At 63.9% G+C, this 11,502-nt stretch carries 12 protein-coding genes and 1 tRNA gene; 7 read left to right on the top strand and 6 right to left on the bottom strand.

Annotated elements, in window-relative coordinates:
• The first annotated feature begins 8 nt into the window (after positions 1-8).
• From ACAM57_RS14295 to ACAM57_RS14265, 7 genes are all read left to right on the top strand, one after another.
• Positions 9-788 (top strand): hypothetical protein, encoded by a 780-nt coding sequence (locus ACAM57_RS14295; protein ID WP_369662113.1) that lies wholly within the window; start codon positions 9-11, stop codon positions 786-788.
• Complete coding sequence (locus tag ACAM57_RS14290; RefSeq protein ID WP_369662112.1) at positions 785-1,084, top strand: hypothetical protein; 300 nt, start codon at positions 785-787, stop codon at positions 1,082-1,084. The genes ACAM57_RS14295 and ACAM57_RS14290 overlap by 4 nt, the downstream gene beginning before the upstream one ends.
• Positions 1,081-1,797 (top strand): hypothetical protein, encoded by a 717-nt coding sequence (locus ACAM57_RS14285; protein WP_369662111.1) that lies wholly within the window; start codon positions 1,081-1,083, stop codon positions 1,795-1,797. Before ACAM57_RS14290 ends, ACAM57_RS14285 begins: the two co-directional genes overlap by 4 nt.
• Positions 1,798-1,867: 70 nt before the next feature.
• A complete protein-coding gene (locus ACAM57_RS14280; RefSeq protein WP_369662110.1) occupies positions 1,868-4,189 on the top strand; it encodes a ParB/RepB/Spo0J family partition protein in 2,322 nt (773 codons plus the stop codon).
• On the top strand, positions 4,186-4,809 hold the full coding sequence (locus ACAM57_RS14275; protein ID WP_369662109.1) for a hypothetical protein: 624 nt from the start codon (positions 4,186-4,188) through the stop codon (positions 4,807-4,809). The genes ACAM57_RS14280 and ACAM57_RS14275 overlap by 4 nt, the downstream gene beginning before the upstream one ends.
• 1 nt (position 4,810) lies before the next feature.
• Entirely contained in the window at positions 4,811-5,320 is a 510-nt protein-coding gene (locus ACAM57_RS14270; RefSeq protein ID WP_369662108.1) for a hypothetical protein, read from the top strand.
• Complete coding sequence (locus tag ACAM57_RS14265; RefSeq protein ID WP_369662107.1) at positions 5,317-5,574, top strand: hypothetical protein; 258 nt, start codon at positions 5,317-5,319, stop codon at positions 5,572-5,574. Before ACAM57_RS14270 ends, ACAM57_RS14265 begins: the two co-directional genes overlap by 4 nt.
• Before the next feature lie 9 nt (positions 5,575-5,583).
• On the opposite strand, the gene ACAM57_RS14260 is transcribed toward ACAM57_RS14265, so the two are convergent.
• The 6 genes from ACAM57_RS14260 to ACAM57_RS14235 form a co-directional block, all read right to left on the bottom strand.
• The gene (locus tag ACAM57_RS14260; RefSeq protein ID WP_369662106.1) at positions 5,584-6,294 is read right to left on the bottom strand and encodes a hypothetical protein; all 711 of its coding nucleotides are present in this window, start codon (positions 6,292-6,294) and stop codon (positions 5,584-5,586) included.
• Positions 6,295-6,918: 624 nt separating this feature from the next.
• Positions 6,919-7,479 carry a polyhydroxyalkanoate synthesis repressor PhaR gene (phaR, locus tag ACAM57_RS14255; protein WP_019652414.1) on the bottom strand — a complete coding sequence of 187 codons (561 nt, stop codon included), beginning with the start codon at positions 7,477-7,479 and terminating at the stop codon, positions 6,919-6,921.
• Positions 7,480-7,553: 74 nt separating this feature from the next.
• A complete protein-coding gene (locus tag ACAM57_RS14250; protein WP_126024001.1) occupies positions 7,554-7,922 on the bottom strand; it encodes a hypothetical protein in 369 nt (122 codons plus the stop codon).
• Positions 7,923-8,090: 168 nt separating this feature from the next.
• A tRNA-Val gene (locus ACAM57_RS14245) sits at positions 8,091-8,167 on the bottom strand.
• Between the two features lie 48 nt (positions 8,168-8,215).
• Complete coding sequence (locus tag ACAM57_RS14240) at positions 8,216-10,405, bottom strand: bifunctional (p)ppGpp synthetase/guanosine-3',5'-bis(diphosphate) 3'-pyrophosphohydrolase (RefSeq protein WP_369662435.1); 2,190 nt, start codon at positions 10,403-10,405, stop codon at positions 8,216-8,218.
• 74 nt (positions 10,406-10,479) lie between these two features.
• Complete coding sequence (locus ACAM57_RS14235) at positions 10,480-11,478, bottom strand: alpha/beta fold hydrolase (RefSeq protein WP_369662105.1); 999 nt, start codon at positions 11,476-11,478, stop codon at positions 10,480-10,482.
• Between the last annotated feature and the right edge of the window lie 24 nt (positions 11,479-11,502).

Raw genomic sequence — 11,502 nt, 5'->3', positions numbered from 1 at the left:
CAACTCCCATGAAAAGAATCGTCGTCGCCATGACGGGCTTCGCCGGCACCGGCAAGGACACCGTCGCCGACCTGCTGGCCGAACATCTGGGCTTCCGAAAACTCGCCTTCGCTGACGCCCTTCGCGCCGAGGTCTCCAACGGATTCAACGTCGAGCTGAGCTACCTCACGCACCCGAGCACGAAGGGCCATCCGATGAGCGCTCTCGCCATGCGCCGGGCCCCGATCGGCTTTCTCGCTGCCGTGGCGTTGGCCACGAACAGCGTGCCACGCGATGGCGACGGCCAGGTCTCTGCCGAATGGCTCGACCAGCCCAGGTCGCCCCGGCAGATCCTGCAGTGGTGGGGCACCGAGTACCGCCGCCGACAGCATGAGCACTACTGGTCCCGCCAGCTGATGCAGCGAGTGCTCGACGACATGCACGACGGCGTGCATCGCTTCGTGATCACCGACTGCCGATTCAAGAACGAGGCCGACACCGTGAGAGCCCTCGACGGCAAGATCTGGCAGATCAAGCGCCCGGGCATCGACGATGCCACCACATCGGAGGGCTCGCATGTCAGCGCCACGGATGGCCGCGAGTTCTCCCCGGACCTGGTCATCAACAACTGCCACGACATCCGCCACCTGCAGCAGTTGGTGCTCGGCGAGTTCCTCTCGCTCGAAAGCGGCATCGCGGGCACGACGGTCACCGTGCCGGCGATCGATCTGCTCGAGCCGGAGCGCGTGGGCCACGCGATACCCGCTGAAGCGCACGACGGGGCCTCAGCACGCGGGAGGCGCTCATGAACGCACTTTTGCTGCTGATCAGCACCTTCGTCCTGGTCTTCGCACTGGGCCTGCAGAGCCAGTTGGTGAACAACGGGCACTTCGTCGCGGCCTTTCTCAACAGCGCCGTGATCGGCATCTGCAACCTCATGCTCTTCAAGCTGGCGCCCGAGGCGAGCGGCATCGAGATCGCTGCCTACCTGGTGGGCGGGCCCTTCGGCATCGTGGCGAGCATGTGGGTGTATCGCTGCTCACGCGACGCCCTGCAGGACCTCACGGACCTCGGGCGCTCGATCAGCGGAGGCGGCAAGCCATGAGCGAGCGATACACGACCGCACGCAAGCCCTCGGCGCGCCCCCTGGGCGCCCGCAGCGTGATGGAGGGCACCTACACGGGCACGGAACTCGCGCACACCTCGGCTCGACGTGGTGCCTACGACGCCATGAAGCTGCCGAGTCTCATCGGCGGCCGCCAGGTATCCCGGGAGCAGCAGTGCGCTGAACTCCTCGCGCCGCTGCAGGCGACTCCGATGCCCGAAGGCCTCAGTGCCTCGGCTGCCGCAGAGCACGCCACCGTGCAACAGCCACAGCCGCTCACGCCCACCATGACCCCGCCAGCGCCTGCAGCGACCGCGCTCGGCCGCGCTCCCTCCTCCTACCGCCCTCGCGATGGAAGCGGGCCTCATCGTGTCCTGCAGCACCTGCAGGAGCACGGCGGACATCTGCTGTACACGGACATCTGCCGGCAGTTCGACATCCCGACCCATTCGCTGACTGCGATCTTCAAGCCGGCGCTTGCGAAGGGAGCGCTCATCCAGGTGCGGGTTGGCGACGCGCGCAGACGCGCCCTGGCACTGCCCGGCTATGTCTTGCCGACGGGCGTGAAGGCCGTCCGGGTGGGCGACGTTGCCGACGGGAGGCTGATGCAGCGCGTCCCGGAGCCACGCCCCACCGCCCCGTTCGCCGCGGCATCGCCCGATCTGGGCCGCGCTTTTGAGCAAACCGCTGGCGAACTGCGCCACGCCCCTTGAGCACGCAGCACGACTGCTTCAGCAGTTTGCAGCCGCGATTCCTCCCTCTCTTTACCCGTAAGCGACCATCATGTCCACCAACGAATTCGCATCCGACAGCGGCGCCGCCCTCACTGATGAGCCCGGTACCGACAGCCAGTTCGCCATGCTGGATCTGGCGTTGATCACGCCCAGCCCCACGAACCCACGCAAGAGCTTCGACGAGGCGAAGATGCTCGACCTGGTCGAAAGCATCGTGGCCAGCGGCGTACACCAGGCGATCCTCGTTCGGCCGCTTCCCGCCCACCGCCTTGAAGACACCTTCCGCAACCGCGGCGACGGCATGCCGCTGCCGACGCACGAGATCGTCTCCGGCGAGCGCCGCTTTCGAGCGAGCCAGCAGGCGGGCCTGAAGACCATCCCCGCGATGATCCGCCAGCTCAGCGACCAGGCCGTGCTCGAGATCCAGATCGTCGAGAACCTCCAGCGCGACGACCTCACCGAGCTCGAAGAGGCCGAGGGCTACCAACGTCTCTGCGACGAGACGGGTATCGCGAAGGAACTCGTGGGCGAGCGCATCGGCAAGAGCCGGAGCTACGTGTATGGGCGCATGAAGCTGCTCGACCTGTCCAGCGCTCCACGGGAAGCATTGCGGTCCGGCGAGATCGACGCCAGCAAGGCGCTTCTCATCGCTCGCATTCCGGACGAGAAGCTGCAGATCAAGGCGCTTACCGCAGCAATGGAGAAAGACTACCAGGGCTCTCCGGTCCGAAGTTACCGCGCCCTGCAGAGTTGGGTCCAGCAGAACGTGATGCTCAAGCTTTCCGGCGCCAAGTTCTCGATCAAGGACGCCAGCCTGGTGCCCGCGGCCGGCGACTGCACAAGCTGCTCGAAACGCACCGGCGCAAACCCCGATCTCTTCACCGATGTCGACGGTCCAGACGTCTGCACGGACCCACCCTGTTTCCACGCGAAGGCGGCGGCCCACTCGGAACAGATGATCGCCCAGGCCAGAGCCAAGGGCATGGAGGTCATCGAAGGGAAGGAAGCGCTCGAGCTGCGTCCGCACCACTGGCAGAGCTCGATCGAGGGATACGCCGCTCTCGATGAAGACATTCGCGGTGCGCTTTCTGAGCGTGAGCTGAAGGGCAAGGTGAAGCTCTTCGTCGATCCGCACAACAACGAGATCTCGGAGGTCATTCCCGAGGACCTCGCCGAGAAGGCCTATGCCAAGGCTAGCAAGAGCGAAACGAACGAGAAGTTCAACAAGCAGATGCAGAAGGATCGTGCCCGCCAAGCCGAGCACGAAGAAAAGCGAAAGCGCGCTGCGATGGCCGAGGACTATCAGCGCCGCTGGCGCAAGGCCGCAGTTGATGCGATCGCGCCCCGAATCCGCGCCGGCGAGATCCAGACACTGAGCGCGAACCTGTTGCGCCGCGTGCTTCTCGAAATCTCGCTCGTGGACAACCGGTGTGACGAGGGAACTCTGTTCGATGTACTCGAGCTCCAGGGCAACCGCTACGACGAGGAGCTGACAGCTTCTTCGGTTCGTTCGCTCGACGACAACGAGGTGGGATTCACGCTTCTCCTGCTGCTTCTCCAAGGCGACCTCAGCCCGGAATGGGACTATGTGGATAGCGAGTGCGTCTATAGCGACTCTGCGCCTGCGATCGAGGAACTCGCGGGCCTTCTCAGCATCGACATCGACTCGATCAAGGGTGAGATCCGAGCACAGATCCGCGCTGAACAGACGCCGCAGTCGCCCTCCCGCGAGGACCTGGCTGCGCAGCCGGAGGGAAGTGCGAAGGGAGAAAAATTGAAATCGAAGCCTGCGGCGCCGGCGAAGAAGGGCAGGACCTCGAAAGAAGAGGCCTCGGCAAAGATCGCCGAGGCCCTTCAAGAGCTCGAGGAGCGCGAGCAGGGAGAGATCCAGGCGCCTACCGGCGCAGGGCTGGACGAAGGCGCGGCACCTGCCGCGCCGGGTGACGCCCCCGCCGCGCCCCAAGTAGGCGATCGCGTTGCCGTCGACCAACTCGGCGACATGGATCACGAGCGAGAAGGCAACGTCCTGCACGTCCTGGCCAGCGGGAAGGCCCGCGTTCTATTCGACGGTGACGAAGAAGGAAGGCTGATTCCCATTGGCTGGCTGCGCGTGACCGCGACGGGCCTGTGGCCATTCCCACTCACCGCCCGTCAGGCGGATAAGGCGCAGACGCCTGCACTGAAGGCCGGCGACCGTGTGAAGGTCAAGGGCAGCATGGCCGCGGGCTTCCTGAGCGAATACATCGGCAAGGAAGGCATCGTGAAAGCGGCCGTCGATGGCACCTCGAAATGGGTCGTCAACCTGGCGAAACCGAAGAAGGCCGCGAAGCTGGTCGAGCTGGACGCCGGCGTGCTGGAGGTGCTGGCATGAACCGCCTCCAAAACATCATCGATATCGCAATGGATCCGCAAGGGCCCAATGCGATGGCAACGATCATCAAGCTCGCCCGCGAACTCCAGGCCAGCGAAACGGAACCGGGCCCCGTCACTCAAGCCTGGACGCATCGCATTCCAATGATGCAGCAGAGCGTGCTGCTGGCCGCGATCCGCGGCCCCGATGGCCAGCCCAAGTACGGCGGCGGCGCCAAGATGCTACTGCGCTGGCTCCGGCGCTGCGTGCTGCTGTCTGCAATGGATGGCAGGGTGATCGACAACCCGATCGACGAGAACGGTGGCTCGTTCACCGGTCCCTCGCTGAACGGCCACGACGAGCTCGAGCCATGGCCAGAACGCATGCAACTGCATGTCAATGAGTACCTGCGCCAGGTCGACATGCTGCCGCATCACTACCAACTGCATTTCATGCACGCAGTCGAGATCCTCGGCTACAAGCATCCCGACCACGAGATCCGGCACTTTTGGCACTCGCTCTACGTGCGCCTCGTCCATGACCTGCACCTCTGGCCAGAGACGGCCGAGCAACTCGATGACCGCCTCGGCGACACCCGGAGCGGGTGGCTCAAACGCGCAGATCCTGCGACGGTGGCCTGACATGACGCACGGCCGCCCTCCCCGTCAACCACGCCGCGTGTCGCTCGCACCGATGCGCCTGGCCAGGAACGGCGCCACGATGCTGACGCCCGCAGAACTCGCGAACACGCTCGACCCGCTGCGCGCCGCTGCTAGAGCGCTGCGAGAAGGCGTGGCCACCGAGCTCGACTGGTCGATCGTTGCCAGCGCATTCAACGTGGCCCAAGCCATTGAGCAACAAGGCGTCGTGCGAGGCCTCGGCGAGCACTTCCGCAGCGCGGAGCTCGCCTTGCACGGCATCGAGCAGCGAGCAATGGCCAGCGGCGAGTGGAAGGCCACCGCCCTGTACTACCAGGAGCTCGACCACATCAACACGGCCGTCGACCTCCACGAGTTCCAGCTCAGGCGGCTGAGCTTCAGCGAGGTCAACTGGGCGGTGAAGAAGGCCGTCAGCGAAGTCCGGTCGACCGGCGGCCGGATCATCACGCCGGCGGCGCAAAAGGCAGAAATGCTACAGGAGGCATTCAAATGATCGGCACGCAACCTACCGGAGCCATCGAGGGCGTCGTGATCAGCGCGGTATCGCACGAGGGATTGACTGTCACCGTCAACGGCAAGCCGGCCAGGCTCGCCGTCGTCACAGAAGATGGCCAGGTCATCGCCGCAGGCGATGACGTTGCGCGCGAGGCCCAGGCGGTGGCGGTCAACTGCTACCGCGGATTCTTAAAAGGCAAAGGCTTTCTGCGAGTGCTTAGCAAGCCAATCGAACACGCAACAAAAACGTAACTACCGCGTTCAGTGCTGGCCTTTCCACGCCCTTGCGCGAGCCTTGGACTTTTCGTGCTCTTCAATTGGCCCGCTGAACGGGGGGATCAGCTCATGAAAACCGTTGTGAAGATTTCTGACCACGAGTACCAGCGGAGTCAGGATCTTCTCGATCTCCGCCGGCGCTTCGCGTAGCACCTGCTTGAGCCTGAACTCGGTCGACTTGCTCTTGTCCAGAAACTTTTGATCAACTTCGCCCCCGTTGTGTTCGTGCAAATGCCTGCGCAGGAATGCGATCTTGAGGGCGGTCTGAACGTCGTCCTTAATATTCCGAAAAAGGTCGATGTCGAACCAATGCAAAAAGGTCGTCTGCACCTCTTCGAGGTCATGGAACCGCTGTTTTGTGAGTCGATTCTTCCGCCCCTTTGTCATCGGTACAGTCGCAGCGAGCTGCTTCGCATACTGCGAAACGACGGAATCAAATGCTGAGACGGCGTCGCGAAGGCAGTTCTCCGGCGCGGCGCCTGAGGCAAGACGAGCGCGCAAGTCCGCGATTTCCTTTAATTCGAACTCAAGCAGATCACAACGGGTACCGCAGCTCGAGCAATACCCAAAGCGGCCAATGATGTCGTTGAATTCTCCGCAGGCCGAACAGGTGAACTGGTGCTGCTGGCCTTCCTCAGACACATAAAAAGCAGGCCTTTCTAATCCGCGCATACAAGCGTCGGCAACCTCGTCCATATCGATAGCGGCCTCGGCTGCGCCTCCATCCAGCGCGTGGTTAAGAGCATGACAACAGTGTTCAACGTAACTTCGTTGAGCATCTGAAAGAAAATTGATGCCGGGCGCCTCCACCCGACAATAAGGGCACGTCCTAGGCCACGGCCCACTTCGCCAATAGCCTGCGCACTTTGGGCATTTATGCCCAAAGTGCCCTTCACTGTCAGAGAGGATCATCACCGGAACGCAGTTCGGTGACGGTGGCGCATTCATCGCTTCCCCTAGGCCACGAAGGTCCATCGCAGCGATCACGTAACCAGGCGGAATCGCATAGACGCCGACCATGGCCATCGCATTGGGCCGACTAGTTTGGACGCGAAGTCCCAGACTTATGCCCCCATCCTGCTGGCGCTCGACAAGGTATGTCACCTGCCCGCCCGCGTGTGCAATCTCCCGAAAGTCCGCTTTCATTGGCGACTGCGGTATATATCAAGTATCTTTCGCGCAGCCCAGGCTCACGAAACCGACCCTGGGGGCGGTCGACGTGGCCGTACGTTCGGGGGAGGCAACTTCGCTCATATGCCCCTATTGTCCCAGCTATCGGAGACGGCGGGGCAACCACCGCTTGCGGGCACCCGCTTCAGATCAGGAACGCTTGATGCCAAAGGCCCCCAGCACCTGTTCGGTGTTCTTCTGCATCTGCTCCTGCATCTGCAGGAAGACATTCTTCGATTGTTCGACGTAGCTGCCCATCAGCCCCTGCAGCATCGGCGACTGCATGGTCATGAAGCGAGCCCACATCTCGGGCGTCAGGCCTTCGGCCTTTTCGGCGAGCTGCGCCTGCACCTCGGTCATGGCCTGGATGTTCTTCTCGAGATACGGCCCCATGTAGCCCTGCATCGCCTGCCCGTAGAAACGGATGATGTTGGCCAGCACCTGTTCGGTGAACATCGGCGCGCCACCCGCCTCTTCTTCAAGGATGATCTGCAGCAGGATGCTGCGCGTGAGGTCGTCACCGGTCTTGGCATCGCGCACCACGAACTGGGCGTTCTGGATGACCAGCTGCTTCACCTCGGTCAGCGTGATGTACGTGGATGTCTCGGTGTCGTAGAGCCTTCGGTTCGGGTACTTCTTGATCACACGCTGTACCGGCTTGACCCCGGACTTCTTGCTCTGCACTGCGGACTCCTTCACATGGACGCCCATGTCGTCGGATGATTCTAGGGAGCGGTTTTGCTGCGCCGCGACAAGGTTTACCCTGACCGGAACGGGCACTTTCCTCAATCCGACGATGTCGCGTACTCCGCGCCGCAGATATGGCAGGCCGCCACCTCCGGCCGCTCTTCGTCGGCCTCGCGAAATCGCAACGGCGTCTTGTGACCGTAGACCACCCAGCAACGCGGGCAGTGTTCCTGCCCGACGGTCGGCAGATAGGCGCGAGCACGCTGCTCGGCACGCTCTTCGGTCAAAGGCATGCCCTGGCGTTGGGCGCGCACCACTTCGCGCGCAGCCATGGTGTCGGTGCGCCCGCTCGCGTAATCGTTGATGCCGTAGACAGCACGCGCAAACTCGATGGGAGCCTGCTTGAGCAATGCGGCCAGGCGCTTGTCGGCATGAGCCCGATCAACCAGTGTTGATCGCGTATTCATCGGATCGCTTATCAAGAAAAATGGAATGTAGTTGCAGAGCGACCAAGGTAGCACAAGAACGTGGCCAAGGCTTTTGCCTGCATCACTACAAGGGACGATATACACACCGGAGAACCCGGTGCATGATCTGTTCGACTGATCCGGTGGTTGGCCGGGCGAAACAGAAATTGGTAGGCGCGATTGGACTCGAACCAACGACCCCCACCATGTCAAGGTGGTGCTCTAACCAGCTGAGCTACGCGCCTAAGGATGTGTCCGAGAAGCAGTTATTGTAGCAGGAGAAATCGCGTTTTTCAGCGGCGACGTGCAGATCGCACACCAATAACTGCAGTGACCAGTCCAAGGACCTGCGTGAGCCTCGCCGCATCGGCGATTTCCACGGTGAACGTCATCCACGCCGTGCCCTTGATCGACTGCGTCTGCACGCCGATCACGTTCATCTTCTCGCGCGCGAACACATCGGAGATGTCGCGCAGCAGTCCCTGGCGGTCGGCCGCTTCGACGGCCACGTCCACCGCATATACAGGTGCATCGGTGCCCTTCTTCGCGACGCCCCACTCCACGTCGATGACGCGCTCGCCATCCTTCGCGGCCATCGTGCGGAAGTTGCTGCAATCGCTGCGATGCACGCTCACGCCATGGCCTCGCGTGACGAAGCCGCGAATCGCGTCGGGCGGCGCAGGCTTGCAGCACTTGGCGAGCTGCGTCATCAGCGAAGACACGCCCACCACCAGCACGCCGCCCTTGCCCGACTTCTCGCTGCCGCGCGCCTTCTTGATGAGCACGCCATCGTCCGGCCCCTGCGCAGGCTCCGGCGGACGCAGCAGCGTCTCGATGTTGCGCAGCGAGAACTCGTCCTTGCCCACCACTTCGAACAGATGGTCCGCCGACTTGAAGCCGAGCTGGGAGGCCAGGTCTTCGAGGCGCATGGCCGTCTTGCCTTCGCGCTGCAACAGCTTCTCGACCGCCTCTCGTCCGCGCGCCACGGTCTCGTGGGTGATCTGCGCGTTGAACCATGCACGCACCTTCGCTCGCGCACGGTGGCTGGCCAGATAGCCCAGCTCCGCATTCAGCCAGTCGCGCGAAGGCCCGCCTTCCTTGGCCGCGATGATCTCCACCGTCTGCCCGTTCGACAGCGGCGTGTTCAGCGGCACCATCGCGCCATCGACACGCGCCCCGCGGCAGCGATGGCCGAGCGTGGTGTGCACCGTGTAGGCAAAGTCGACCGGCGTCGCGCCCTGCGGGAGCTCGACGATCGCGGCGTCCGGCGTCAGCACATAGATGCGGTCGTCGAAAAGGCCCTGCCCCTGCAGGCCACCCGAGAGATCGCGCTCCCAGGCCAGCAGCTGCCGCAGCACAGCGATCTTCGCGTCGTACTCGCCGCTGGCCCACACGCCCGCGTAGCCCTTGTGGCCCGCTTCCTTGTACGCCCAGTGCGCAGCCACGCCATGCTCGGCGTGGTCGTGCATTTCTTCAGTACGGATCTGGATCTCGATCGGCTTGCCCGCCTTGCCGTCCACCAGTTCGCGCACCACCGTGTGCAGCGACTGGTATCCGTTGGGCTTGGGCCGCGCGATGTAGTCGTCGAATTCCTCGTCGATGGGCTGGAAGTGCGAGTGCACCCAGGCCAGCGCCGCATAGCAGTCCTTCACATCGGGCACCACCACGCGCAGCGCGAGGATGTCGAAGACCTGCGCGAAGTCGAGCGACTTGCCGCGCATCTTCTTCACGATGCTGTAGATGTTCTTGGGTCGCCCCTGCACCACGGCCTTCACGCCCTCGGCCTGCAGCTCGCGCTCCAGCTTCGAGCGCAACTGCTCCACATGCCCTTCGCGCTCGATGCGCTTCTCGTCGAGCAGGCGCGCGATCAGTTTGTAGGTTTCGGGCTCGAGGAAGCGGAGCGAGAGATCCTCGATCTCCCACTTCACCTGCCAGATGCCCAGCCGGTTGGCCAGTGGCGCGAACACCTGCAGCGACTCGCGCGCCACGCCCTCGGGCGCCGGCTGCTTGCTGGCGGCGGCATGCCGCAGGGTCTGCAGCCGGGAGGCCAGCCGCAGCATCACCACGCGCAGGTCGCGCGAGAACGCCAGCAGCATCTTGCGCACGTTCTCGGTCTGCGCGCCGGCGTTTTCCGCGTGATGCCCCTGCGAGGCCGAGCGGGCCTGCTCCTGCACGCGCACCAGCTTGGTCGTCTCGACCGCGAGCGCCGCGAAGTTGTCGCCGAACACCTTGGCGATCACCTCCTGCGGGCGGTTCAGGTGCTGGCACGAATAGACCAGGTAGCTCGCCGCCTGCATCGCCTCGGAGCCACCCATCTTCGCGACGATGGCGGCAACGGCGTCGGCATGCGCGAGCGTGTTCTCGCCGGTGTCGAGCTTCTCGTCGGCAATCAGGGGTTCGGCAAAGGCACGGGCGCGCGCCAGCATGTTCTCCATCACCGGGGTGCGCTCGGCCGTTGCCGCGGACAGCGGGTAGTCGACCATGACCGCGTCGGACGCGGTCGCCGTCTGGAGACTCGAAGAATCGCGCTTCACGCTTCGCTCACTCAATCGCTCGATCAGTCGAAAAGGAAGTTGGTGACGGCTGCGATCTGCGCGGGGTCGACGAAAGTCGGCGCATGGCCCACGCCCTCGAATTCGACCAGCGTCGCATGCGGACCGCGCTGCGTCATGGCGAGCGCGGTTTCGCGCGACAGCAGATCCGACTCGGCACCGCGCGTGAGCAGCGTGCGCGCCTCGATGGCGTCGTACAGGCTCCACATGATCGCGCCCCCCTGCGCCGCGGCCTCAGGAGTGATGGCACGGAGCGCAACGCCGATGGCCGGGTCGTAGTGAAGAAACCAGGTCCCCTCGTCGCCGCCGCCCAGTGTCGACTCGCGCTTCGCCGAGCCGTCGGCCGTGCGCTGCGAGGCAGGCACCACCATGTGCCGCGACAGCGCCAGCCACTGCTGCGGCGTATGCGGTCCGAAGGTGGTCGACAAAGCCCACATCGCATCGGCCGCCGCCTGCACGCTTTCGTAGCTGCCATTCTTTCCGACGTAGGCACCGATGCGCTGCAGCGCGATCGGTTCGATGGTCGGACCGACGTCGTTCGCGACGAAGCGTCGAATGGGTCGCGCCAACGGCAGCTCCTTGTGGCCCGCCAGCACGAAGCCGATCAGGCCGCCCATGCTGGTGCCGAGGTAATCGAGCGTGCCGATCGCCTGCTCGCGCTGCAGCTGCGCGATCAACGCGACCATGTCGGCCGCGTACACCGGCACCTGATAAAGAAAAGGGTCGCGCAGCCAGTCGCTGCGCCCGCGGCCCACCACGTCAGGGCAGACCACGCGAACATCGCCGCCCGCACGCTCCACGATGGCCTGGGCCAGCAGGTCGAAATCGCGCCCCTGTCGGGTCAAGCCATGCACGCAGATCACGACATGCGCGCTGTGCGCGTCGCCCCATTGCCAATAGGCCATGCGGTGGCCGCCCTGGGCGTCATCGCACGCCACGTAATGAAGCGTCGGTTCGGTCATGGAAACGATGGTGTCCTGGTGCGGATAATTGTCTCGTCGCATCCTAATTCATCCGGAGATTGATCT

Source organism: Variovorax sp. V15 (assembly GCF_041154425.1).
Lineage (GTDB): Bacteria > Pseudomonadota > Gammaproteobacteria > Burkholderiales > Burkholderiaceae_C > Variovorax > Variovorax guangxiensis.
Note: the sequence above shows the minus strand (reverse complement) of the source record. Positions and strands in the feature narration are given on the sequence as shown.